Genomic DNA, 24800 nt, shown 5'->3' with positions numbered 1-24800 from the left:
TTGTATTGCAAGAAAAATTTCACCTGAACCGCAGTCGCTCATTCTGGAACCAATTCGCTTACCATAGGGCGCTTGCGCCCCGCAGCTCCGTTATAGCTTGACCAAAGCGCGGCCGCGCATCTTGGCTTGCATAATGTCGGCGAGCGCCGTCGGTACTTCATCCAGATCGATTTCCCTGTCGATCGATTCTTCAAGGAACTGTCCCAGATACAAGTCGCCGGCCAAACGTTCCCACACCTTCAAGCGCACATCCATCGGACATTCGACCGAATCGATGCCAATCAGACTCACTCCGCGTAAAATAAACGGCAGTACCGTCGCCGGCACCTCGGTGCCTCCGGTCAAACCGCTGACGGCGACGCTGCCGCCATACCGCAAGGCGCTCAACACATAAGCGAGCGATTTCCCGCCTACCGGATCGACCGCTCCCGCCCAGCGCTGCTTATCCAGTGGACGGATGCGCTCAGGGGTCAGTTCCTCGCGAGAGATGATGCCGCTTGCGCCAAGTTTGCGCAAGTAGTCGCGCTCCGTTTGTTTGCCTGTGCTGGCCACGACCTCGTACCCCAGCTTAGCCAGCATGCCGACAGCCAAACTTCCTACGCCGCCGGTCGCTCCCGTCACCAGCACAGGTCCGCTATCGGGACGCAGCCCGTTATGTTCCAGCTTATGGACCGACAGTGCAGCCGTAAAGCCGGCCGTGCCAAGCACCATTGCTTCTCTGACCGACAACCCTGCCGGAAGCGGCACAACCCAATCCGCCGGAACGCGGGCATATTCGCTGTACCCTCCGTCATGCGAAACACCGGTTCCGTAACCGGTCACAACAACCTTGTCGCCGGAGCGAAAACGGGAATCGGAGGATTCGGCCACCGTTCCCGCAAGATCGATACCCGGTACAAGCGGATACGATTTAACGACTCCGCCGTTTATTGTGGCGGCGAGGCCGTCTTTGTAATTAACGCTCGAATATTGTACGCGGATGGTAACTTCCCCCGCCGGCAAATCGGCCAAAGTCCTTGTCCGAATGTTGGCCGCGATTCGTTCGCCTTCCTGTTCCAGCACAAGTGCGCGAAATTGCTGCATGCTGCATCCACCTCCGTTATTTTTGGGCCGATAGAGCGGTATTATACTACTGTGCAGCGGCATATCTGCTTCAACTATACTCTTCCCGGAACGGGCAAGTAAAGCAAGACACAAAGAGACCCACTGGCAACGGGCCGTGGGTCTTAAGGATTTATATATTAAAAAGGGGGTCACTGTTTATTATAGGCACCTTACATTAAGGAAAGATGAAAAACACATTTCAATTATGTTACAAATCATTTCTTTTGTGTTAAATAAGCTTCCTGAATGACCTCAAGCGATTTTCTCGCCCCCGAAATTCCGCATTGGACCGGGCTGCCGCCGGCAATAGCCTGCAAAAAGTGCCGGCTCTCGTCGCGGAACATATCATTGCGGTCGGTATCCAGCTGCACATGCTCCCAGCTATCGCTGCCTCTGGTCCCACATGACACGATGCAGTGTTCCCAAGAGCCGAACTGCACGATTATCGTGCCGCTTGTGCCGATAATCTCCAGCTGCCGCCTGCGCGGAGCTTGAAAAAAGTCGAGATGCACGGTCGCCGTGCAGCGGTCTTCGAAAGCCAGCAGCAGCTCCGCCACATCAGGGGCTTCAATGCCGATGTCGCTGAAAGAGCCGTACACTGCATGCACCTGTTTGACGGACTGGCCGGCAAACCAAATCGCCAAGTCCAAATCGTGCATCAGCTCGAAGGCGCCGGAATATTTGGCGTAATACGTCGACTTGTAATCGGGACGGATGTCGGGGAAATGCTCCCCCATCATGGCCCTCACGGAAACGACCCGGCCGATCCGGCCTTGCTCGACCCATTTTTTCGCCTGAACGATCCCCGCGTGAAAACGGAAGCACAACCCGACCATCACCGCTTTGCCGGCTTCATCCGCAAAACGCTCGAATTCGTCAACGCCTTCCATCGTATCGGACAGCGGTTTCTCCATAAATACATGGGCTCCCGCTTGCATCGCCTGTTTAGCCATCGGAATGTGCAGCCGGGTTGGAGATAAGATGTAAACTGCATCAGGCCGCCGCTCCAACCCTTCCTCAAACGAAGCGCAGGCGGCGACAGACGGCGTGCCGGAAATAAGTCCCGCTAGCTGCTCGGGTGCGGGATCGCAGGCCAGCAAATCGCGCACGCCCAGACCGTGAAGCACCTCGGCATGCCGTCTGCCGATCGATCCGCAGCCGGCGATCAGCACACGAAGATCCTGCCAGCTTTTGTTCATCGGTCCGGTACCTCTTACCATATGGTAAGCCCGCCGTCGACCACAAGATTGTGGCCCGTGACATAAGATGAAGCTTCCGAAGCCAAATATAATGCGGCGCCTTTAATTTCTTTGCCGTCTTGTCCCATCCTGCCCATCGGGATCGTCTCGCTGTACGCCTTCACGAACGGCTCCGGTTGTCCGCGCAGAAACCCTCCCGGACTGATGCAGTTCACGCGAATGTGCTGCGGCGCCAAATAAACGGCCATATCCCGGGTCATGCTGATGACGCCGCCTTTGGCCGCATGGTAGTCGATCGTCGCACCGCCCATCGATGTCCCCGCATATACCCTCCGGTCCTTGCCGATAATGCCCGTCACCGAACCGACGTTAATGATCGATCCCGATTGCTGCGGAATCATCGCCAGCGCGCTCACATGCTTCACGCACAGGAACGTGCCCGTCATATTGGAAAGGATGACCTCGTTCCAATCTTCCAGCGACCGCTTCTCCAGCGGTCCCGTTTCCGGCGTGCTTGTCACATTGCCGGCGTTGTTGATCAAGATGTCGATCCGGCCGAATTCGGCCAGTACATCGCGAACCATTCGCTCGACCTGCTCCTCGCTGCCGACGTCAACCTGCAGCGGCAGCACGCGGCGGCCCGTCCGCCCGGCGAGCGACTCTGCGGAAGTTTGCGCATCGGCCAATCTGCGGCTTGTAATCGCCACATCGGCTCCTGCTTCCGCTAGCGCTTCAGCCATATCGAAGCCCAGATTGCGGGCTCCTCCCGTAATTAAAGCGACTTTTCCTTTTAAGCCAAACAATTCCCATATGTTCATCTGCAGATCCTCCAGCTTCAAATGTACTCGGTTTTGCTGTATTTACGCGACAATTTCAGCTTTTTTCAAGCTGCGGTTGATTTCCTCTTCATTTGCGTTATCCCCTGAACACAACCAATGAACCGGGCACAAGTTATCCCTTGACGCCTCCGGCCGTCAAACCTTGAATCAGGAACTTCTGAATGACCGCAAACAAAACGATAATCGGCAGCACAACGATCACACCGCTGGCCAATATGCCGCCCCAGTTCGCCGCCCCCATACTTTCCACCACCTCGGCGATGCCGACCTGTACGGTTTTGGCGGTTAGCGAACTTGTCAAAATCAAAGCGTATTGGTAATCGTTCCAGCTTAAAATAAACGAATACAAGCTGATGGACACAAGTCCGGGCAGGACAAGCGGAACCATTACGGAAAACAGCGTGCGCAGCCGGCTCGCCCCGTCCATATACGCCGACTCTTCCAACTCCTTCGGAATGCTCTCGAAAAAGCCGCTCAAAATCCAGACGCCAACGGGGATCGTCATCGTGTTGTAGATCAGCACAAGCACTATCTTCGTATTCAGCAATCCGGCCGCGGAAGCGAATTTATACCATGGGATCATGATCAGCGGACCTTGAATCATTTGCGCCAGCACCAGCAAAATCACAACCAGCGCCCGTCCGGGCACCTTGTATCTGGCCAGACCGTAACCGCTCAGGCAGGAGACGATGCCTGTAATCAGCGCCGTCATCATGCAGGCGATCAACGAATTTTTTAGCAAAATGCCAAGCTTCATTCCCTTCTCGCTCAAAGCGTAAGCATAATGCTCAAACGTCAGATGGGATATTTTCCAGGTCGGAATGGATGCGAATATATCGTCCTTGGACTTCAGCGTCGTATCGACAAGCCACAGGAACGGAAACAGCGTAAAAGCCATCAGCAGAAACAGAAGCACATATTTAAACACTCTGAAAGCCGTCGATTCCCTCATAATTACCTCCTAAGAGCTTTCCGTAGGAAAGCTCACTTCGTAAGCATCTACCAAGTTTTTGCGTTAGCAAAAACTCACTTCGTAAGCATTGCCTAAGAGCTTTCCGTAGGAAAACTCACTTCGTAAGCACTCGCTAAGTTTTACGCAAGCAAATCTCGCTTCGTAAGCATCTGCCAAGTTTTGCGTAAGCAAAACTCACTTCGTAAACTTGACTTATGCGTCTTGGCCGCCGCGGAACAATCTGGTGTACAAGACGACAAGAATAAGCACAAGCACCATCGACAGTGTGGCGATCGCCGAACCTCTGCCGAGATCGAAAAACACAAAAGCGTTTGTATACAAATAAGTCGGCAAAATACTTGTCGTAAAACCCGGACCCCCGTTGGTCAGCGCCCAAATCATTTCGAACTTCGTCCACGTGGAGATGATTTGCGTCATACCCGTTACGAAAATAATCGGCTTGAGCAGCGGCAGCACGATTTTGCCGAATCTTTGCCAAGCGTTCGCTCCGTCAATCGAAGCGGCCTCCAGCATCTCTTTGGATATACCGGTCAGCCCGGCCAAAAACATCAGCGTCACATAAGGGAATCCCTTCCACGCCGAAGACAGCAGCAGCGACGGCCATACCCAAAACTCGTCGCCAAGCCATACGATGCCTTCTTTAATGATGCCAAGCTGCTGCAAATAATAATTGACCAGTCCGAAGTGACCGTCGAGCAGCCACTTCCAGATAATGCCTATAATTACTACGGGAGACACCCACGGTACCATGACAAGTCCGCGCCATAATCCCCTCATTCTGATTGCGTTGTTAAGGATCAATGCCGCCGGAATCGCGATAGCGATTTGCAGCAGCGTAGAACCGAACACCCATAAGAGGCTGTTTTTGACGATAAGCCAGAAATTTTTATCCTCGGTCATTAAATAGACGTAGTTGCCGAAACCGGCAAAGCTGTATGTTTTGCGTACAAGCGAATAGTTAAAAAAGCTGAGCCTGACCGTTTCAAATAACGGATAAAATTGAAATGCCAGCAAATAGATTACGGCAGGAGCCAGCAAAAAGTAGCCGAAGCTATGCTCTTTATAAAATCGGCGCAGCGGCCCCTGCCGATGTAAAGTTCGCGTATCCGCCTTCGCGGACTGCAGGTTATGTTCCATCTCCGGTATCATCCTCTCCGAAAGCCCCTCTTACAAACAAGGGGGCGCATGAATCGCTCATGAGCCCCCGGTGAGTCTACAGCGGTAACTTTATTTATATTGTGCTTTGATTTTATCGATCTCGGTTTTAATATTTTTGTATGCTTCTTCCGGCGTGGACTTGTTCGTCAGCATCTTCATGATGTTGTCTTGTACGATCGGCTCCATTTCCGGCTGGCCTAAAATTTTGTCCATTTCCACGCTGTTATCGTTAAGCATCTTTGTCATGTCGGCGAGAATACGCTTATGACCTTCGATTGCTTTCGGGTAAATTTTTTCCGCTTTCTTCATAACTTCGTCAGCGCTTGTCGTTTTCACCGCGGTGACGTTGACGATCGCAGCGGTAATGCTGTTTTGCTCCGGCGTGTACATTTCCTCCAGCAGCTTCCAAGCGACCTCTTTGTTTTTGCTGCCTTTCAGCAAGCCGTAACCGGAGCTGGAAACTGGCGCTTTCGCCTTGGAGCCCGACGGCCCTTTCGGATAAGCGATGTTGCGGGATACGCCGATAATGTCGGGATTAATGCTGTATACGTTAGACGAGTAGAACGTACCTGAAGCGATCATGCCCACTTCGCCGTTGGCGAACGCTCTGTGCATTTCCGGATAACCCCAGGTGACATGTGCTTTCGGGTTGTAGGGCTCAAGATTTTTCAAATGATTCAGCAGTTCAATATATTTTTGTTTGGAAGCATCCGACGTGTCGCTGATCACGAGGTCGTTGCTGTAACCCATCGTAAACGGCACACGGAAAGCGAAACGCGCTGCGCCGAGAGGATATCCGAAACCGTATTTGCCGTCTTTGGTCATCAGCTTGGCCGCTTTTTCCACGTCATCCCAAGTTTTGAGATCTTCCAGCTTCATGCCGACATCGCCGAGCATTTTTTCGTTAACAATCAGCGAGAAGGCGTTGGATGCCGCCGGCAGTGCGTATACCTTGTTGTCGATCGTAGCGTATTTCAGCGTTGCTTCGTTAAACGTATCCTTATGCAGCGAGGACTCCTTGCGGTCCAAATACGGCGCCAGATCTTCCAGCGCGTCCATTTTCGCCCAGTTGGATACGTCCTGCAAAGCCATAATGTCCGGTGCGTCGCCGCTGTTGACCATAACGGCCACTTTTTTCTCCATATCGGCCCAGGACATGTACATAATTTCGATATCGATATTCGGATATTTCTCTTTCATCTTCTGTTTGAAACCTTCGGCGAATTCTTTCTCCGACTCCGATGTACCCGGATATACCCAGCGGATATTCGCTTTCACCGTCTTCATATCGATGCCTGCCGGTGTTGCCGGTTTAGCGGCTTCGCCGCTTTTTGCAGGTGCCGGAGACGGCGCCGCTGCATTTTCCGCCGGTTTTTCGCTGCAAGCAGCAAACAGCAGGCTTGAGGACAACAGCAAACTGGTTGCGACCAATGACCCCTTTTTCATTTGTCTCATGTGTTTACCTCCCTGATAGGTTGTAGGTTGAGGAGTTTATCCGACGAAGTGGTGAATAATTATTCACATCTGCTGATTCCGGGAAAAAGGATGCCCTTCCACCGCTCGTGAAAACCGTGTTTTTTCTTTAATTTACCTTGCGGTAAAAACGCGGTTTTCAAGGCGGACGTAAACTTTCCAGGGCATTCCTTTTCCCTCCATCATTTGTGAATAAATATTCACGAAATCAATGAATCGTCGGATAACCTCCTATTGATTGTCGATAGCAATATGGAAGGACTTTCGAAAGTCCATCTCAAGTCCTTCCGGATCTTCGACGTTGTTGTTTACAAGGTTAATCATATTTCGATACGGGCGTGCAAACAAGGTGACTCATTCTAGATTTGGTGGACTTCGTCAGGAAAAGGCCGGAAATGGCGGTTTTTGTATTGAACGAGCCGCTTTATTTTGCTACAGTAATGCCAAAGCTTACACCCACAAGCAGGTGACAGACGACCTATGTTCACATTCAGCCGATTGCACAACAAGATTTTCGTATACTTCTTCATCATGATTCTGATCCCGGTCATCAGCCTTGGTACGTTCTCTTATTTGATGGCGACCAATTTTCTGCAGACGCAGACCGAGAACAACCAGACCCAGATCTCCCGGCTGATCGGCAAAAACATCGGCATGATGCTGAGCGACGCGCAGGACATCAGCGATTTTATCGGCAACAACGAAACGATTCAAAGCATTCTGTCGGAACCCGCGCCAAAGCAGACAAGTTACTCCGACTCCAATCTATACAATTTTTTGGCGAATTTAAAGCGGGCCAAGACGTACATTACCTTTATTATCCTGTACGGGGAGAACGGATATATGTACCGCGACTTCGTCAATTTTTACAGGCAAGTCATTCCGTACAGCGATTTCAAAAACTCGACGACCTATATGGCGACCGCCGCCAAAGACGGCAAGCCGCATTGGGAATTTTACACGTCGCCGCTTTTCACCTACCCGCATTCGTACAATGAGATGCTGCTGGGCCGGCGGATCGTCAACATTTACGAGCCCGATCAAAAATTAGGCGCGCTTTATCTGGGTTTCAATCGCGAGGCGATCGACGAATCGATCAAGCAGGTATCGATCGGCAAATCGACCAACATTCTGTTGTTCGACGACAATTACAACCTTGTGTCCATGGGCCAGGAAAATCGAGAGCTGCGCACCGAGATGGCGGAAAATCTGGAGCTGAAAAAAAGCCTGCTGCAGCTGAAAAATACCGCCACCTTCAAGCTGATGAACGTCAACTATTTGACGACAACCTCCTCCATCGACACGTTTGGCTGGACCGTCGTCATTCTGACGCCAATGGAGGAAATTACGAAGCAGCATGCGCTGTTCCTGAAAATTACGATTGTGCTTTCATTATCGCTGCTGATTGTCATTACCGTAATTTCCGCTTTGCTGTCGCGGGGCATTACCCAGCCGGTCAAAACGCTGCTGCGGTCGATGCACAATTTCAAACGCGGCGACTTTAACCAGCAGGTTACGGTCCAATCACGCGATGAGATCGGCATGCTGGGCCACAAATACAACGAGATGGTAAGCGAGCTGAACGACTTGATTCACAAAGTGTACGTCAGCCAAACGAACCAGAAGATGATTGAGCTGCGCAATCTGCAGTCACAGATCGAACCGCACTTTTTGTATAACACGCTTGATTTTATTTTTCTCAATTCCAAAATCAACGGAGACAACCAGACCGCCGAGGTCGTTTATTCGCTCAGCCAGTTGTTCCGTTTGTCGCTGAACAAAGGACAGGATTATTACACGGTCGGCGATGAACTCAAGCAGATCAAAGCGTATATCCGCATCCAGCACGCCCGCTTCCCGAACCGGTTTACGCCCGAACTCGACATGGACGATGCGATCGAGCCGTACTTAACGCTGAAACTGGTGCTGCAGCCGATTGTGGAAAATGCCATTTTGCACGCCTTCAACAAGCAATCGCCCGATAAACCCGGCGTGCTGCGGATATGCGGAAAACTCGAGCATGATCATATCCACTTCTTGATCGAAGACAACGGCTGCGGCATGCCCCCTGATCAGGTGGAGCGGCTGCTGGAGGTTCCAAAACAAAGCCGGGGCGGCTACGGCGTGCGCAACGTCAACGAGCGGCTGCAGATGCTGTTCGGACGCCGCTACGCGCTGGTCATTCACAGCCACATCGGGCAAGGCACGGCGATATCGCTGCGCATCCCGTTAATTCATTCGGAAGAGCAATGGAGGGAATTGTATGAAAGTGATGGTCATTGACGACGAACCTATCGTGCCGAAAGCGCTGCGCTCGCTGATCGATTGGGAAAGCTGGGGATTTGAGTGGATCGCGCCTGCCGGGAACGGCGAAGAAGCGCTCATGGCCATCGAAGAGCATCAACCCGAACTGATCCTTGTCGATTGCAAAATGCCCATCATCGACGGGCTGGAGCTGCTGCGGATCGTCAAGCAACGCGGTCTGCCGATCAAGTCGGTCATCTTAAGCGGCCATGACGAATTCACCTACGCCCAGCAGGCGATCCAGCTCGGTGCAGCCGACTACTTGCTGAAACCGCCGGATATCGACCAGTTGCAAAAGGTGGTGCTGCGGATCAAAAAAGAGTGGGAGGAAGAACGGAAGCTGAAGCGGCAGGTGAAGGAAAATTTGCCGCTGATGCGCGACCGTTTTCTGCGCAGCCTGCTCGACGGCGCCCAACTTCATAAAGCGGTGTTCGAAGAAAAAACCGGCTATCTCGGCATTCCGCTCGTGGACGGAACGTTTTACACGATGTGTCTGCAGATCGAGGAACACCCCGATTACCCGAAAAACTACGGCTACGAGGACCAGCAGCTGATCAATTTTGCCGTGCTGAATATCGCATCGGAGACGCTGCAAAGCTGGCCGCGCCGCTGCCTGTTCTGGGAATCGCAGGAGCGTTTTGCGCTGATGGTTAATGCGGCCAAAGCCGATATGGAGAAGCTGCGCCATGACTTGCGCCAGCTGATCGCCAACTTAAGCGGCACACTGCGTTATTATGCCACCGTAGGGGCCTGCTTTTCGGACGACAGTCCGGCCAGCGGCGTAAAAGCGGCTTGGGACAAAGCCAAAACAGCTTTGGAATACAAGTATTATACCGGACCCAACGAAATTATTTTCATTCATGAGCTGGAATGGGAACAAGAGACTTTTGGCGGAAAACCGCCGTTACAAACGTTCGTGGAATCCGCGGTTCCGGGCGAACCGCTGCGGATGGCGTTGAAGCTTGGCAACGAAGATCAGCTCAACGATTGGCTCGATCAGTTCATCGGACATTTCAAGCAGCACGAAATGCCAGTGCAGACAACGAAGGTGCAAAGCTTGCAAGCGCTCATCTCCTCCAGCCACACGCTCGGCGAGCTTCATCCGCAGCTTCAACAAGATGAGGTGCTGACCCAAGAGGATATCGATTCCATCTGGGGCGCTTCGGACATCGAGCAGCTTGGCGCTACGTTGCGCCGTCTGTTCGGGAAGCTGCTGACGCTGACGACCGATATGCGCAAATCGGGCAAACACGCCGTCGTGGAAAAAACAAAAGAGCTGATCGGCGAACGTTACGCTCAGGATTTGTCCCTCGACAGTCTGGCTGCGGAATCGCTGCTGTCTCCCGTTTACTTAAGCTTTCTGTTCAAGCAGGTTGAAGGCATCAATCTGACCGACTATTTGATTCAAGTGCGCTTGGAGCATGCCAAACGGCTGCTGAAGGATACGCCGCTGCGCACATACGAGGTGGCGAACCAAGTCGGCTACGCCGACGAGAAGTATTTCAGCCGCCTGTTCAAAAAAAGAGTGGGGTTGACTCCTTCGGAGTTCCGCCACCAGTAAGGACGCGAAAGGACACGGCGGAAGACCGGAGGCCACTGAAAAAAGTGAAGCTGCATGAGCGAATCATGCTTACGATCGCCAATTGTTCCCGAATTTCTTGAATGTACCTGCTTGCTGCAGGTGAAATTCGGGGACAAAAGCGAACGCTGGCGCTTCTCCAACATGATTTCGCTCACTTAAGCTGCTTTTTCAGTGGCCTCGGCAGATCGCCGGGTCCTTATTGTGCTTTGAGCGGCTTTAGCGCACTGGAGGGGATGGACACGGGATTCCGGCCGTTCTGCTCATCTGCTGCCTATTTCAAACCAACAAAATCCCCTCCAGCGCGCAGGAACCGCTCAGCGGCCTACACGCCCAATCCGCCGGAGATTTTCAGTTCCGAGCCGGCGACAATGACAAGTTTACCGCGCAGCTTCAACGCTGCTTCTCCTTGCCGCCCACAACCCGCTTTGGACAATCAGCTTGCGGTATACGTCATGCCGGAACGAATGCACATGGTGTCCGGGCATCAAATAAACAACCCGGCCCAAGCCGTACTCTTGCGCCCAAGCGGCGGGCCACTTCGCTCCTTCGTGCGTATACTCCAGCAGCACCGTTTTCTCGGTGAACGGGTCGAAGTCGAACCGGTATGGCTCCTCGTCCATCTCAAAAGCGGCGATACCCTGCATGATCTCATGCCCTTCCGCGCCTTCGGCGGGGGTAAATGCAAGCGGACCATACGGCGGATGCCCGGTAAATTTCGCCCCGGCCAGCTGCGTCAGCTCGTATCTCGCCTGCAGCGAGATGCCGTTGTGGATCACAAGTAGCCCGCCTCCCCCGCTTACGTAAGCGAGGAGTCCAGCGGTTTGTTCCGGCGATACCGGAACTCTCCAGCTGTCCGTGTACGAGATGCACAGATCGTATGAATCCAGCTGCGCCGGCTCAAGCGCCGTGCGGTCTACCGTACTGCGAATATGCAAATGCTCTTGAAACACGCCGATGATTTCTTGCTCCACTGCCTGGAGCGGATGATATTTTGAATTCGTGTCGTCTCCTAATAACAAAGCGCTGCGTGTAATATCCGCCATTTTATTCCGCCTCCTGTATACTGTTTACAAGCATATTCGAAGCTTCAAGGAAGGCCCAGCCCTCGAGGATGAAGCGGTCGCCTTCGTTAGTTCAGCTTATTGATCTTACCAGCTCATAACTTCGCCTTTGTAATCGAGAAACGCCGGGTGCTGCGAAATCTCCCCGCTGTTCAAATACTGCCGTATCGTGTTCATGATATGGCCCGCCGATTCCGCGGTTGAAATGTCGGCGTTTTCGTTCAGTTTGCCGCTCATGTACGATTTCATCCAGCCCGGATGAATGACCAGCACCCGTCCACCTTTGCTTTTGAGCTGGTTATGGACGATATTGGACTGCACGTTAAGTGCCGCTTTGGACATGCAGTACCCGTACCAGCCCTCCCGCCACGTCTGATTAATTTGCCCGGCCTCGGAGGAAATGTTGACGAGCAGCTTCTCTTCTCCTGCGAGCAGCAGGCCGCTTAAAGCGTTCACCATGCGCAGCGGTCCGAGCGCATTAACGTTGTACAACTTCATCATCGTGTCAAAATGCATATCGCCGAAAATCTCGTCGTCTTTGCCTCCTCCGATCCCCGCATTGTTGATCAGCAGATCAAGCTTATCCGTCTGTCCGGCGATCAGCTTGGCTGCAAATTTCACGCTTTCATCGTCCGACACGTCCAGTTCGACGGGAATCAATCTTCCGTCATATTCCGGCACGGCCCGGTCCAGCCAATCCCAGTCGCTCAGAAATCTCCCCGCAAACACCGTATATCCTTGCTTAAGCAGCAGCTTCGTCAACTCGAAGCCAAGCCCTCTATCCGCTCCCGTCACACAAGCGACTTTATGCATCGCGATTCCTCCCCTATGCTTTTTTAAGACCACTTTGCCCATACCTGTTTTTCTTGTTTGACTATCGCAGGACAACTCACAACTATAATCCCCTCATGCGGTTGCCCCGCTCATCATCGTATTTACGCTTGCATCAGCGATTTCTTTTTTCTGTATTCCACAGGGGTAACCCCGTTGTATGTCTTAAAAATCTTTATAAAATAGCTTTGGCTGTCGTATCCCAGGCTTTCGCAAATAACGCACATCGGCTCCTGCGTCAGATCAAGCAGCTCCTTGGCTCGCTCCATCTTCATCCGGGTGACGTATTCAATGAACGTCTCCCCTGTTTCCCGCTTAAACAAACGGCTGAAATAACTCGGATTCAAATAAAGCTGTTCGGCCATTTCTTCCAGACTAATCCGCTTGTCGAGGTTGACGGCAACGTACTGCTGGGCGTCAAGCACCGGCTTGCATTTGCTTTGATCGGCAATTTCCCCGGTTAACGAAACGATACTGCGGAAACATTCCAGCAGCCACTGCTCAAGTTCGAACAGGGTGTCGATTTCCAAAATATCTTTGTGCAGCACATCCGTCGAATAGTGGGGACGAAAATATTGCAGCGCCTGCAGCTTCAGCTTCAGATCGAGCAGCAGCTTGAGCACCCAGTCCTTGGCGATTTCCGGCGGACACACCTGCTCCTTGACGTGTCCCATCCACCGCTTGACCGCCTGCATCAGCTCTGTTTCGTTCTTGTCGGTAATCAGCTCCCGCAGCTGCTCGCTGGCTTGATCGTATTTGGCAAAAATATCCCCTTTGCCGGCAGCCGAAACCGCCTTTCTGGCGATCGTGCCTTCATCCATGTAGAAACATTGCGTTTTGCTGTCAAGCAGCCCTTTCAGACCGGCCTTCAGCTCCTCGGGAGTGCCGCATACGCCGCCGATCAAATAACTCGTCGATATTTTTAAAGTGCGGTGAATTTCTTTTTGGATCACACCGATCAGTGCAGATGTCTGCTCGTACGGGTTCACCTTCAGCGTCGGGGTAAACAAAGGCAGTATAAAGCTCAGCTTGGTCCCGTAATTGCTGTGCACCGTGTTTATGCCCGTCTTCGCCAATACTTCCAAAATGACATTGGTAACGGCAAAACCAAGCGTCTCTTCCGTACCGAACCGCAGCACAGCTTTCTTGTAATCGGTAATAAACCCCATAATCGGAAGGCATACCGACCCGTCCAGCGACAGCCCAAACGCTCCGGCTTCCGCTTCCCACTTCGAACGGTCCCAGATCGGCTCATGAATCGTATGCCGGATAAACTTCTCCTTCATCATCTCTTTGCTGCGGTCTACGATGCTCAGCAGTTTCGTCTGCTCCATATCCAATTTCTGTTCATGCTCCAGGCTGGCCTTAAATTGTACGAGCAGTTTCTCCAGATCGGCCGGATCAAACGTATCTTTCAGCAAATAATCTTGAACGTGCAGCTTGACCGCCTGCTGCGCGTAATGAAATTCATTGTGGCAGGACAATACCGCCGCCCGCAGGCCGGGCTTGCGTTCCTTCAGCTCCTTGATCAGCTCAAGGCCGTTCAGCTTCGGCATGCCGATATCGGTAATCAGGATGTCGGGCATCTCTTCCCCCGACGCTTCCAGCGCGCTGGCGCCGTCCTCATGAACGCCAATCAGCCGCATATCGTGCTTCTGCCAATCGATCGCTCCCGATAACAGCTCCAGCACGGGATAGTCGTCGTCAACCAGCATCACCTTATACATCGCTTCGTCCCTCCGCTTCCATAGGCACATACATCGTCACTGTAGTGCCTTGTCCGATCTCGCTGTCCACCTTCATTTCAAAAGCGTCACCAAACGTCATCCGCATCCGTTCGCACACGTTGGGCAAGCCGATGCTGGAAAGATGCTGCCCCGTTTCCCCTTCAACAGCGTGGCCGGCAGCGCCGGTCAACATCCGGCGGTGAAGCGCCTCCAACTGGTGCGGCTCCATTCCTTGCCCGGTATCGGCCACAACGATCACAAACTGCCGTTCGCTTGCGTAAGCGCGCAGCTTAATTGTGCCCGCACGGCGGCTTAAGCCGTGCAGCAGCGCGTTTTCAATCACCGGCTGCAGGAAAAACCGCGGTACCTTCTGCAAAAACACGTCCGAGGAAACGTCGACTTCAAGCGTTACTTTCTCCTTCTGCCGCATATCCATCAGCTGCACGTAGTGGATGATGATTTCGACCTCTTCGTGAAAAGAAATCATGTCTTTCTCCTGGGAGATCGTCATGCGCAGCAGCTTCGACAACGAGCTGATCATCTCCGCGCTGTCCCGGTCCCCTCTGCCCAGCACCTTCATGCGGATCGAGTTAAGCACGTTAAACAGAAAATGCGGGTTGATCTGCGCCTGCAGCATGGCCAGCTCCGCCTTGCGCTTGCGCGCCTGGGTCAACGTAATCTCCGCAATCATATCTTTAATCCGGTCCAGCATCTGATCGAACGAAATGCCAAGCAGGCCAACCTCATCGTTCCCGCGGATGCGCGAACGCACCTCCAGATTGCCCCGCCGTACCGTAGCCGCGACACGGCCGAGTTGGACCAGCGGCTTCGTAAACGCCCGCAGCAAATAAAGCAGCAGCAGCAAAAACACGATAAATGAGACAAGCTGAAACGTAAATACCTTTTGAAAAATCGAATCGACCTTAAAAATCGCTTTTTTGTACGGCGAAAACGAAACTAGCTTCCAGTCGGTCACGCCAAGCGGCCGCGTCGTCAGCAAATAGTTCTCGCCGCCGATCTCGATAATATCTTTGCCCCCCGCCTCGCTTGCCACTTTCACGTAGGGGAAGTAGGAGCCGATTTTGCCGCTGTCGCGGTGCGACAAGATGTGGTCCGACGCGTCGAGCAGCAGCGTCTCCTGGTCGGGGGAAATACTTTTCAGCACCGGATTAAGCTGGTTTTCCATGATGGTGACGATGACGTATCCATAGATGTCCAGTCCCGTTCCCCGCAGCGTGCGGGCGACCGAAATCTGGTAATCGTTATGTACCAGCCGCTCTGTCTGGAACGAGGTCGGTGTCGTTCCCACCCAATACGACTGCACGCCGTTCAAGCGGTTCATCTCTCCGAACCAGGGCTCCTTGAACAAATCGGGCGGGTTGTATTCGTGCGCCTGATAATTGGTGTAATATTTGCCGTTTTTCAGCAAAATCGTCACATAACACTTTTCTCCGACAATCGTGATATTGCCGATTTTACCGGTAATTTTGTTCGTGTCGGTGAACTCGCGGTACTCGGCGTCGTCCCCGACGTAAGGATTGCCCTCGGCGTTATTTTTCAGGATCATATTGATATCCGGATCAATCTGGATGTAATTCGCGATGTACAGCATGTATTTCAGCATATTAGTGACGTAACCGTCGACCAGCTTTAACGATTCGTTGGCGCTTAACACCGCTTGCTCTTTGACGGCGTCCCGCGTTAAATAGTTATACACCGAAATCGTAATACAAGCCGGAATCAGGATACATACAACCGACGCAATCATCAATTTATAACGAAGCGTGCGGGGCCGCAGCAAGTTGTTCCACAAATGGCGCATTCGCGATCCTCCCTTATATGGCAAGAGGCCGGCGCATAACCGTCATCCGCATGGCAATGCCCACGGCCCCATTGACGCTTCTATTATAGCCGTTTATTTTTTGTTCGTGTCAATCAGTTTTTGCACCCGTTCCTGCCATTTTTTCAGCGTCGTATCAATATCCTGCTTGCCGAAAATAAGCTGCTCGAATTCCTCGTTAATCGCCTTCGCCAGCTCCGCCTGGAACGCAACCGGCGGCACCTGCTCCCCGGATTTAAAGCCGGCCATAACACGTTTGATCGAATCTTTGTCGACTTTCTCGGGGCTTTTGGTTTTGCTGATGATCTTGTCGATAATTTGATCCATTTCCTCCGGTTTCACCTTGCTCCAGGCCGGAATCTGCTTGCCTTGAACAATCTGCCCTTCCGTCGTGTACCAGCGAATGAACTTGTAAGCCTCTTCCTTATGCTTCGAGCTGGCGGCAACGACCATATAGTCGGTAATAAACGGCGCATACCCGCTTGGATCACCCGGAGCGTTCTTCGGATACGGCGCTACCGCGACATTAAAGTTCAGCGGGAACTGATCGGTTCCGCCAAGCTCGGCGGTAAACCAGCTGCCCATCAGAATCATGCTGGCGTTCTGGTTAAAGAAGGCCGGGCGGTACGCCAGCTTCTGCGAGATCCGGTCCGCGTACGGCGTCAGCGATTTGTCTTCTTTCTCCATCTTCATGAAAATTTCCAGCGTTTTTCTAAACAGCGGATTGTCCATATTGGAGCTGCCGTCGGCTTTCAGAAACTCCATATTTTTCGGCTGGTTGCCCAGAGCTAGCTTCAAATATTCGAGGAAACCGCCGCCCGTCGGACCGTGGAAAAAAGCGCCGTAACGCTTGTTTGGCCCTTCGCCTTTGGTCAGCTTTTTGGCATAATCCATAAATTCGTCCCAAGTCCAATCCTTCGGCACCGGCAGTCCGGCTTGATCGAGATGATCCTTGTTCAGCACGACATACCACGGGTTCAGCTTGGTCGGCAGCGCATAATATTTGCCCTTGAACTGCAGGTCGGCCTTGTATTCCTCCTTGACGTTAAGCCCTTCCTTGGCGATAAAATCGTCCATCGGAGCCGCCATGCCGAGGCCGACGCGCTGAGCGAATCCCGCCGAATCGGGAATCATCAGGATATCCATCGTTTCGCCGGATGCCGCTGCCAAATCCAGCTTTTTGCCGGCTTCCGCGGTATCCCCTTTTTCGCTCAACAGCACCATCTCGATCTTGATGTCAGGGAATTTTTTCTCGAACGCGGGGATTGTTTCCGTCCAGTTGTACAAGCTGTCCGAGCCGTGTGTAAAAAAACGCAGCGTCACCGGCCCCTTGGTGCCGGCCGCATCGCCGCTCCCGCCGCCTCCGCCGGAGCAGCCGGCGAGCAAGCTAAGCGACAACGTGCCGCAAGCGATGAGCTTCAACGTGTTTCTTTTCAATGTAACCCCTCCATATCGTAATAGCGCTTTCACAACATGCTCATTATAGCAACGCGCTTAATCGGAACCATGACACAATATTGACTTTTCTAACGACTATTTTGACCTTATCCTACGACGCCGGGCGGAACGATTATTTAGAAGTTTGTCCGACGATTTGATTTACGTGAATATTTATTCAAGTAGTTATGGAGGGTAAGGGAATGGCACGGAGAGTTTACGTCCGCCTTGAAAATCGTGTTTATACCATAAATATAAATTCAAAAAAACACGGTTTTCACGAGCGGCGGAGTGTCATCCCTTTTCCGGAATAACTGTAGTCATGAATAAATATTCTCAGTGTTGCTTTCGTCGGACAAACTTCTAACCTTTAACTCCGCCCAAGGAGATGCCTTCGATGACGCTTTTTTGCCCGATAATAAACACGATCAAAAGCGGGAAAATCGCCGAAACCGCAGCCGCCATAATCAAGGAGTAGAACTCGCCGTTGATCGTCGAAAACTTCTGCATCGCAAGCTGAATCGTATACAACTTGTCGGTGCGCAGAAAGATCAGCGGATTCTGGTAATCGTTCCATGTCCATATGAACCGCAGAATCGCGTAGGTCGCTACGGCGGGACGGACAAGCGGCAGCGCGATCAGCCAAAATATTTTCCAATGGCCGGCGCCTTCGATTTTGGCCGACTCGATATATTCGTGATGGACGCCCAAGAAAAACTGCCGCAGCATAAACGTGCCCAGCACACTGAAGCTGCCGAGGAAAATCAGGCCGATGTGGCTGTCAAAAAAACCGATGGAGCGGTACAAAATAAACTGTGGAATGAGAATGGCTTGTCCCGGCACCATGTAGGTGGCGAGCACGACCAGAAACAGCCATTTTCCCGCGGGAAAATGTATTTTCGAGAAGCCATACGCCGCAAGACTGGAAATCGCACAGGACAGCAGCGTCGTCAGCACGCTTATTTTAATCGAATTCCAATAATAAATATAGAACGGATATTTGCCGAACCACACCTCCTTGTAATTGGGCCATGCGTTCCAATGCTCGGGAATCCATTGAATCGGGAAGCTGAACACTTCGCCCTCCAGCTTAAACGAAGCCGACACCATCCAAAAAAACGGCGTCAGAAACAACAGGCTGACAGCAAACATAACTATGGTAACGATCACTTTGCGTAAATCAAACGATGCCTGCACGCAGTTGCCTCCTTTCTAATAATTGACCCATTTTTTTTGGCCGATCCATTGCAGCAGCGTAATGGCCAGCACGCACAGAAACAGCACCATCGCCATCGAGGAAGCATAACCGATCTTCAAATTGACAAACGCCGTATCGTACAAATACCAGACCATCATCGTCGTTGATTTCAACGGCCCTCCCTTGGTCAGGACGGCGATCAGATCAAATACTTTAAATGTCGCGATAATACCCGAGATCAGCAGGAAAAACGAAGTCGGCGACAGCAGCGGCAGCGTGATTTTGCGGAACCTCATCCAACCGCTCGCACCGTCGATGGCCGCCGCTTCGTACAGATCGTTGGGTATGCTTTGCAGTCCGGCGATGTAAATAATCAAGTTAAAGCCAATCGATATCCATACCGACACCATCATCAGCGAAGGCAGCGCATAAGCCGGATCGGCGATCCATTTCGGCGGATTCGCCACCCCAAGCGACATCAGAAACTGATTCACCGGGCCGGACGCCGGATTAAACAACACCATCCACACGGTAGCAACGGCCACAACACTTGAAATATACGGCATGAAATAAGCGACTTTAAAAAATCCTTTGAAATAAACGTGTTTGTTGATGAGAATGGCGAGCAGCAGCGAAATCGCCATATAAATCGGCACCGTCAGCAAAAAAATGCCGTTGTTGCTCATTGATTTCAGGAATGTTTCGTCCTGCGCCAGCGTTTGGAAGTTTTTTAAACCTACCCAATGCAGACCGTGAATGCCCGCAACAAAGTTCCAATCGGCAAAACAAAGCACAATCGTGGCGATAATCGGCATCAGCGTCAGCACCGAGACGCCGATCAGCATCGGGCTGACGAACAGCAGCCCTGTGAGCGATTCCATTCGCTGCAGCGAGCCGCTGCGCCGTCTTGCCGCCGGTTTGGCCGCCGCAGCAGCCGAAGATATAGGGTTCAAATGCGATCACCTCGAATCAAAATTTTATACGGCTAGCTTCGCCTCGCTTGTTATCCCCCGATCTCTGCCCGGTTCCGCCAGCTGCGGACGACCTTGTCCGAAGGGAGCAGCAATCCGATCGCGCCGAGCAGCGGCATAAACGAGCAGGCGGTAATGACCTGTGTCAGCGACGTCATGTCGATCAGTCCCCCCAGCGCCACCGCGCCGATCGCGCCAAGCCCAAACGACAGACCGGTAATGAGGCCCGATACCATGCCCACCTTGCCCGGCACCAGCTCCTGAACGTAAACGATCGTCACGGAAAAGCTGCTGTGGTTGATCAGTCCGAGTATAAACAGCAGCGGATAAATCATGATTTCTCCGGCGTGCGGCAGAAGAATGGCGAACGGGGCCGCACCAAGTACGGAAAGCAAAATGACGTTTTTCCGGCCGATTTTATCGGAAAGCGCTCCGCCGAAGAAGGTGCCGATAATGCCGGCTCCCATGTAAAGGAATATATAGACCTGGGCTTGCGGCACGGTCATATGAAAATGCTCGATGAGATAAAATGAAAAATAAGTCGAGATGCTGGAACCAAACCAGGAACGCGCAAACGCGATCAAAATAATGATCAGGATCGCCATTTTCACCCGTCTGGCGGTATCCTTCTGAGGTGCGGCGGCCTGCGGTTTTTTGCGCGGATTCCGCGCCAGCTGCTCTCCGTACCAGCGGGCAACCCGCCATTGCAAAGCGATGCCAACCGCCGCGATCAGCGTAAACCACATCGCTCCCTTCTGTCCGAACGGGAAAAAGATCAGCGCCGTCATCAGTGGTGCCAAAGCGCTGCCGGAGTTGCCCCCAACCTGAAAAATCGACTGCGCCAAACCTCTGCGCGGACCGGCTGCCAAATAAGCGATTCGCGCCCCCTCCGGATGAAACATCGCGGAGGCCAAACCCATCAATGCCACTGCGAGCAGCGTCAGCGCATATCCCGGCGCCAAAGCGATGCCAACCATGCCCAGCAGGGCGATCGCCATGCCAATCGGCAGGATCCGCGGCGACGGTTTCGCATCGGCATACATGCCGACAAAAGGCTGCATCACCGATGAAGAAAAATACAAAATAAACGTAATGATTCCGATCTGGGTGTAAGATAAGCCCAGCGAATCCCGCAGTATGGGGTAAGATGCGGGGATGACGGCCTGCAGCGCATCGTTGATGAGATGAGCCAAGCTGACGGCAAACAGCACGGAATACATCGTGGGACTAGCCTTTTGCTCCATATTCATGATGTGCGACGTTCCCCTCCTGCTGAAATAAGGCAAACAAACAATGAAATCTCTCCTCTCGTGGTGCTGCATCCTCCTGGGTGCTCTCTTATTATAGGAAAAACGGCATCTGTTTCAGTGACGCGATTTTGATCTTCTATCGCACTTTTTTGACCTTTTGTAGCCATGCAAAAAAGAGTACCCCGCCGCACCTGCATTCTGCGGCAAAAGTACTCTTATGGATTCTCCGGCAAGCCCAATCGGCGGCTGCAAGCACAACCGCCACTGCGGGGATTAATGCTTCCCGGCCGATTTGCGGAACTCCCCGGGTGTCATCCCGGTTTGTTCCTTAAATATTTTGAGAAAGTAATACATGTTGTCGTAACCGACCTTCCTGCCGATTTCCTCGGCGCTCAGTTGGCTGAACAGCAGCAGCTGTTTGCTTTTGGCGATCCTCACCCCGTTGACATAGTCGGCGTAGGTCCCGCCTGTGGAACGCCGGAACAGCCGTTCGATGTAAGACGGGTTGAGCTGAAGCCGGGCGGCGACGGCATGCAGCGATAGATCCGAATCGGGCAGTGTCCCGATCATGGCGATCAATTTATCCGCGAGACGGCGGTCTTTGGCCCGCAGCGCTTCTCCGGCCCGCTTCGCCGCATCCCCGATATAACGCTCCAGCATTTCGGCAGACTCGGATAGCGTCTGCAGCCGGGACACCCCGGCATCAACCGATGCGGATTCGTCCGCCCCGCCGGCAGCGGCTCCTATGCGATGCAGCACGGCCATTATACGTCCGCGCAGCGTCATCCATTCGGCTTGAATATGCCCGTAGGGCGCTTCTTTGCTTTGCTGCCGCATAGTCTCCGCGATTTCCCGAAACAAGCGGACCGCTTCCGCGGCACGCCCCGTTTGCACAGCCCTCAGCAGCGCGTCGGCTTGCGCACGTGAAAGCAACATGCGGTCCTGCGGAGTGGCCGCGATATCATCGATATAAATCACTTGATTGGCCTCGTCGGTAACACGTTGCCATAACGCCTCCAGCGCTTCTTCATATGCCCGCGGCAGGTCCAAGGCCGTATCGCACAAGCGGCCGACGCCGATGGAGAAGCTGCCTGTGCACATGTTATGCAGCCGGTCGAGCAGGTCCCGGACTTTTCCCAGCAAATAAATGATGTCCGATCCGGCCGTATGGACGACAACCGCAATCCGGTCCTCCGTCATCTCCACGGCAAACAGCTTCCCCTTGAAAATACCGCCCGAAGTAATGCATTCCAGCACCTTGAGATTGTGCAATTCGTCGGCGGCGAGGCGGGATTCCGGAGCTTGCCCCGATATTTCCGGATCTATGGAAACAACCATCAGCATCAGCTGCTCCAATTCCATGTTTAGCTGCAGCCGCCGTTTCTGCTGCGCCAATTCATCCAGTGTATGGCTGCGCGAATCGATCAGCGAGCGTTTGAAAGCTTCCTGGTAAACCGGCAATCGTTCTAGCCACCGCTGCTGATAAAAATCGCGCTCCAGCGAAGCCGCTTGCTCCGAGTGAAGCTCACACCAATCGCTGGCGAAGGAGGGGTCGCCGGCTTCCGCTTGGTTCGTTCGGGGGCGGAAGGAACTTCCCGCAGCGGTGCGTTTTAGCGAGAACCAGATTATGAGCGCGGCGGCGGCAATCACTGCACAATATACAATGCCAAAGGTAAGATAACCGGCGTTTTCGTGAAACGGCTTCCATTCCGAAATACGATAAAACGTCCAGCCCAGCATCGCGGAGTGCAGGCTGGCAAGCTGCACCCGCTGACCGCTTTGGCTTGCAATGCGGACCGCCCCGATTGCCGCCGCGCTGCCGTCTGCCTCATTCCGCAGTAGTTCCTGCAATCTGGCGTAACCGTTGTTGGAAGCGCCGGCCTCCGTCCTGCCTTCCGGCTGAAGCACAAGCGCCCCCGAAGCCGAGACGGCATACAGCTCGGCTTGGCCGTTCTGCTCGTGCAAGCTGCCGTACAATAACGCAGGATCCAGATTAACGGCCAGCGCATTGCCGGGTACTCCGGTTTTGATCAATAAAGTCAGCAGCTTCCGCTCGCTGCCGCCTTCCCCTTTAACGGAACGCACATTCAGCTGCAATGGATCCGAGCCGCCTTGTGCCGGAATCGAACCGCTTTTGTCGTAAAAAGCGCCGTACACATATTGCTGTGGGCTTCCTTTGCGGTCCAGCGCCAACACGATGCCTTTGTTCAGATCGTAAAAATACACCGACTCCACAAAACCGCCGGCCACAAACAGCGATTGCAGCCGTTCAGCCGCTTCGCTGCGGACCATCGCGTACGCCGTTTCCTGCTCCGATCCCGTTTCGCCGGTATGATACAACCTCGCGGACCCTAATTCGCCGGAATAACGTTCGAACCGGCTGAACGACGGGCTGACCGCGGCGAGCGTCCCCGCCTCTTTCAGCTGGCTGAACAATGACTCCAGTCCCCTGACCGATTGCTGCAATTGCCGCGTGCCGGCTTCTCCCGCCTCCCGCTCCATCGTATGGCTCATACTTCGGTACGCTGCTGTCAACATAACAAGCAGCGGAACAGACACCGCCAACACCGCGATCAGTATGATACACAGCACGATTTTTTTACGGCTCATAGCGGAAATAAGGCGGCATGGCTTACTGAAGCGCGGCATGGCGGAGAAGCTCCCTTCGGCAACATATTTTAAAAAACCGCAGGATGCGCTTGGCCGCCTGCGGTTTTGCCACTATTCATCCATCACAACCGATCCGATCGGTTACTTCACTTCCAGAAAATCAAATTTGACGGCAAAATCGCGGATTTTTCTGCGCTGCTCGTCGGTCAACTGCTGAATCGGCTTACGCGGCTCTCCTACTTCAAAGCCCTGCAAACGGAGAATTTCCCGTTCAAACGCGATAAAATCATAATTCAACAGCTCCGCGATCACTTCGTTCACTTCATATTGCAGCTTTCTCGCTTGAGCGATGTCTCCCGAATGGAAGGCGTTGTACAGCTCTACGAATTTGCCCGGCATAATGTTATAAGTGCTGCCGATCGCTCCGCAGCAGCCGATCGTCAGACCCGCCAGACACGCTTCGTCCGGGCCGTTAAATACGAGGAAATCTTCGCCGCAGGCGGAAATCAGCTGCTGCAGCTCAAACGTGTTCATCGAAGTAAATTTAACTCCGACAATGTTATCGACTTGCGCCAGCTCTTTGTAGAATGACGCAGACGCATTAACGCCCGTCATTGCCGGGAAATGGTATATGATCAGCGGAATGTCCGCCGCTCCGGCGATATCAAGGTAATGCTGCTTTACTTGCTCCAGGCCATGCTTGTAATAAAACGGCGCTACGGCGGAAACCGCATCCGCTCCCACTTCGGCCGCATGTTTGGTCAGCTCCACGCACGTTGCCGTATCCATGGCGCCGATGTGAGCGATTACAGGAGCTTCCCCTTTTACTTCGCTGAGCACAAGCTCAAGAAACGCTTTCCGCTCATCGATCGACTGCATAAAACCTTCTCCCGTGCTGCCGCTTAAATAGAAGCCGGCAACCCCTTTGGACAGCAAATGACGCACAAGCTGACGGGTAACGGGTTTGTTCAGCTTTCCTTCGTTTGTGTAAGGCGTAATTAATGCAGGTATGATGCCGTTCATGCGAGATAATTGAGCATTCATGAGGGATACCTCTCTTGTAAGTGTATTTTTACAACCGATCCGATCGGTTTCTGATTAAATGATATACCGATCCGACTAATTTAACAAGTATGATTTTTTAATCACTTAAGAAACATTTTCAGAGCGGCAAAACTTTACAAAATCATTACATGGTTTCATATTGACAGTCATTACAAAGCGAAATAATATAAAACTATAA

Annotated in this window: 19 protein-coding genes; 2 read left to right on the top strand and 17 right to left on the bottom strand. The window is 52.8% G+C overall.

Annotation, left to right across the window (positions count from 1 at the left end; translation table 11 throughout):
- Positions 1-90: 90 nt before the first annotated feature.
- From EYB31_RS26185 to EYB31_RS26160, 6 genes are all read right to left on the bottom strand, one after another.
- The gene (locus EYB31_RS26185) at positions 91-1083 is read right to left on the bottom strand and encodes an acrylyl-CoA reductase family protein (RefSeq protein ID WP_131016382.1); all 993 of its coding nucleotides are present in this window, start codon (positions 1081-1083) and stop codon (positions 91-93) included.
- Positions 1084-1319: 236 nt separating this feature from the next.
- The gene (locus EYB31_RS26180) at positions 1320-2303 is read right to left on the bottom strand and encodes a Gfo/Idh/MocA family protein (RefSeq protein WP_165452630.1); all 984 of its coding nucleotides are present in this window, start codon (positions 2301-2303) and stop codon (positions 1320-1322) included.
- A gap of 14 nt (positions 2304-2317) precedes the next feature.
- On the bottom strand, positions 2318-3121 hold the full coding sequence (locus EYB31_RS26175) for an SDR family NAD(P)-dependent oxidoreductase (protein WP_131016380.1): 804 nt from the start codon (positions 3119-3121) through the stop codon (positions 2318-2320).
- Positions 3122-3254: 133 nt separating this feature from the next.
- Positions 3255-4094 (bottom strand): carbohydrate ABC transporter permease, encoded by an 840-nt coding sequence (locus tag EYB31_RS26170; protein ID WP_131016379.1) that lies wholly within the window; start codon positions 4092-4094, stop codon positions 3255-3257.
- A 213-nt stretch (positions 4095-4307) separates the two neighbouring features.
- On the bottom strand, positions 4308-5252 hold the full coding sequence (locus EYB31_RS26165; RefSeq protein ID WP_165452629.1) for a carbohydrate ABC transporter permease: 945 nt from the start codon (positions 5250-5252) through the stop codon (positions 4308-4310).
- A gap of 90 nt (positions 5253-5342) precedes the next feature.
- Positions 5343-6728, bottom strand: a complete 1386-nt coding sequence (locus EYB31_RS26160) for an ABC transporter substrate-binding protein (RefSeq protein ID WP_131016377.1) — start codon at positions 6726-6728, stop codon at positions 5343-5345.
- Positions 6729-7244: 516 nt separating this feature from the next.
- On the opposite strand from EYB31_RS26160, the gene EYB31_RS26155 reads away from it, so the two are divergent.
- Both EYB31_RS26155 and EYB31_RS26150 read left to right on the top strand, forming a co-directional pair.
- Positions 7245-9029 (top strand): cache domain-containing sensor histidine kinase, encoded by a 1785-nt coding sequence (locus EYB31_RS26155; protein WP_165452628.1) that lies wholly within the window; start codon positions 7245-7247, stop codon positions 9027-9029.
- On the top strand, positions 9010-10611 hold the full coding sequence (locus EYB31_RS26150) for a response regulator transcription factor (RefSeq protein WP_131016375.1): 1602 nt from the start codon (positions 9010-9012) through the stop codon (positions 10609-10611). Before EYB31_RS26155 ends, EYB31_RS26150 begins: the two co-directional genes overlap by 20 nt.
- A 398-nt stretch (positions 10612-11009) precedes the next feature.
- Here EYB31_RS26150 and EYB31_RS26145 read toward each other — a convergent pair whose 3' ends face one another.
- The 11 genes from EYB31_RS26145 to EYB31_RS26100 all read right to left on the bottom strand — a co-directional run bounded on the left by EYB31_RS26145 (position 11010) and on the right by EYB31_RS26100 (position 24601).
- Positions 11010-11675 carry a ThuA domain-containing protein gene (locus tag EYB31_RS26145; RefSeq protein ID WP_131016374.1) on the bottom strand — a complete coding sequence of 222 codons (666 nt, stop codon included), beginning with the start codon at positions 11673-11675 and terminating at the stop codon, positions 11010-11012.
- A 105-nt stretch (positions 11676-11780) separates the two neighbouring features.
- On the bottom strand, positions 11781-12506 hold the full coding sequence (locus EYB31_RS26140) for an SDR family NAD(P)-dependent oxidoreductase (protein WP_131016373.1): 726 nt from the start codon (positions 12504-12506) through the stop codon (positions 11781-11783).
- Between the two features lie 122 nt (positions 12507-12628).
- Positions 12629-14251, bottom strand: a complete 1623-nt coding sequence (locus EYB31_RS26135; protein ID WP_131016372.1) for a response regulator transcription factor — start codon at positions 14249-14251, stop codon at positions 12629-12631.
- Positions 14244-16073, bottom strand: a complete 1830-nt coding sequence (locus EYB31_RS26130; RefSeq protein ID WP_131016371.1) for a cache domain-containing sensor histidine kinase — start codon at positions 16071-16073, stop codon at positions 14244-14246. The genes EYB31_RS26135 and EYB31_RS26130 overlap by 8 nt, the downstream gene beginning before the upstream one ends.
- A gap of 93 nt (positions 16074-16166) precedes the next feature.
- Entirely contained in the window at positions 16167-17528 is a 1362-nt protein-coding gene (locus tag EYB31_RS26125) for an ABC transporter substrate-binding protein (RefSeq protein WP_131016370.1), read from the bottom strand.
- A gap of 363 nt (positions 17529-17891) precedes the next feature.
- Positions 17892-18680, bottom strand: coding sequence for a carbohydrate ABC transporter permease (locus EYB31_RS26120; RefSeq protein ID WP_170318274.1), 789 nt, complete (start codon positions 18678-18680; stop codon positions 17892-17894).
- Between the two features lie 60 nt (positions 18681-18740).
- Positions 18741-19670 (bottom strand): carbohydrate ABC transporter permease, encoded by a 930-nt coding sequence (locus EYB31_RS26115; RefSeq protein WP_420819475.1) that lies wholly within the window; start codon positions 19668-19670, stop codon positions 18741-18743.
- 59 nt (positions 19671-19729) lie between these two features.
- On the bottom strand, positions 19730-20947 hold the full coding sequence (locus EYB31_RS26110; protein WP_131016368.1) for an MFS transporter: 1218 nt from the start codon (positions 20945-20947) through the stop codon (positions 19730-19732).
- Positions 20944-21114, bottom strand: coding sequence for a hypothetical protein (locus EYB31_RS40370; RefSeq protein ID WP_165452627.1), 171 nt, complete (start codon positions 21112-21114; stop codon positions 20944-20946). The genes EYB31_RS26110 and EYB31_RS40370 overlap by 4 nt, the downstream gene beginning before the upstream one ends.
- A gap of 106 nt (positions 21115-21220) precedes the next feature.
- A complete protein-coding gene (locus tag EYB31_RS26105) occupies positions 21221-23557 on the bottom strand; it encodes a helix-turn-helix domain-containing protein (protein ID WP_165452626.1) in 2337 nt (778 codons plus the stop codon).
- 141 nt (positions 23558-23698) lie between these two features.
- Entirely contained in the window at positions 23699-24601 is a 903-nt protein-coding gene (locus EYB31_RS26100; protein WP_131016366.1) for a dihydrodipicolinate synthase family protein, read from the bottom strand.
- Positions 24602-24800: the final 199 nt, after the last annotated feature.

This window comes from Paenibacillus thalictri, from assembly GCF_004307995.1.
In the GTDB taxonomy this organism is placed as follows: Bacteria; Bacillota; Bacilli; order Paenibacillales; family NBRC-103111; genus Paenibacillus_AF; species Paenibacillus_AF thalictri.
This window is presented reverse-complemented; position numbering and strand designations above follow the sequence as displayed.

What these genes read in the sequence shown, in the direction of transcription:
- EYB31_RS26185 (WP_131016382.1), bottom strand. Translation starts at nt 1,083, where the DNA reads ATGCAGCAATTTCGCGCACTTGTGCTGGAACAGGAAGGCGAACGAATC.
- EYB31_RS26180 (WP_165452630.1), bottom strand. Translation starts at nt 2,303, where the DNA reads ATGAACAAAAGCTGGCAGGATCTTCGTGTGCTGATCGCCGGCTGCGGA.
- EYB31_RS26175 (WP_131016380.1), bottom strand. Translation starts at nt 3,121, where the DNA reads ATGAACATATGGGAATTGTTTGGCTTAAAAGGAAAAGTCGCTTTAATT.
- EYB31_RS26170 (WP_131016379.1), bottom strand. Translation starts at nt 4,094, where the DNA reads ATGAGGGAATCGACGGCTTTCAGAGTGTTTAAATATGTGCTTCTGTTT.
- EYB31_RS26165 (WP_165452629.1), bottom strand. Translation starts at nt 5,252, where the DNA reads ATGGAACATAACCTGCAGTCCGCGAAGGCGGATACGCGAACTTTACAT.
- EYB31_RS26160 (WP_131016377.1), bottom strand. Translation starts at nt 6,728, where the DNA reads ATGAGACAAATGAAAAAGGGGTCATTGGTCGCAACCAGTTTGCTGTTG.
- EYB31_RS26150 (WP_131016375.1), top strand. Translation starts at nt 9,010, where the DNA reads ATGAAAGTGATGGTCATTGACGACGAACCTATCGTGCCGAAAGCGCTG.
- EYB31_RS26145 (WP_131016374.1), bottom strand. Translation starts at nt 11,675, where the DNA reads ATGGCGGATATTACACGCAGCGCTTTGTTATTAGGAGACGACACGAAT.
- EYB31_RS26140 (WP_131016373.1), bottom strand. Translation starts at nt 12,506, where the DNA reads ATGCATAAAGTCGCTTGTGTGACGGGAGCGGATAGAGGGCTTGGCTTC.
- EYB31_RS26135 (WP_131016372.1), bottom strand. Translation starts at nt 14,251, where the DNA reads ATGTATAAGGTGATGCTGGTTGACGACGACTATCCCGTGCTGGAGCTG.
- EYB31_RS26130 (WP_131016371.1), bottom strand. Translation starts at nt 16,073, where the DNA reads ATGCGCCATTTGTGGAACAACTTGCTGCGGCCCCGCACGCTTCGTTAT.
- EYB31_RS26120 (WP_170318274.1), bottom strand. Translation starts at nt 18,680, where the DNA reads ATGTTTGCTGTCAGCCTGTTGTTTCTGACGCCGTTTTTTTGGATGGTG.
- EYB31_RS26110 (WP_131016368.1), bottom strand. Translation starts at nt 20,947, where the DNA reads ATGAATATGGAGCAAAAGGCTAGTCCCACGATGTATTCCGTGCTGTTT.
- EYB31_RS40370 (WP_165452627.1), bottom strand. Translation starts at nt 21,114, where the DNA reads ATGGCTACAAAAGGTCAAAAAAGTGCGATAGAAGATCAAAATCGCGTC.
- EYB31_RS26105 (WP_165452626.1), bottom strand. Translation starts at nt 23,557, where the DNA reads ATGAGCCGTAAAAAAATCGTGCTGTGTATCATACTGATCGCGGTGTTG.
- EYB31_RS26100 (WP_131016366.1), bottom strand. Translation starts at nt 24,601, where the DNA reads ATGAATGCTCAATTATCTCGCATGAACGGCATCATACCTGCATTAATT.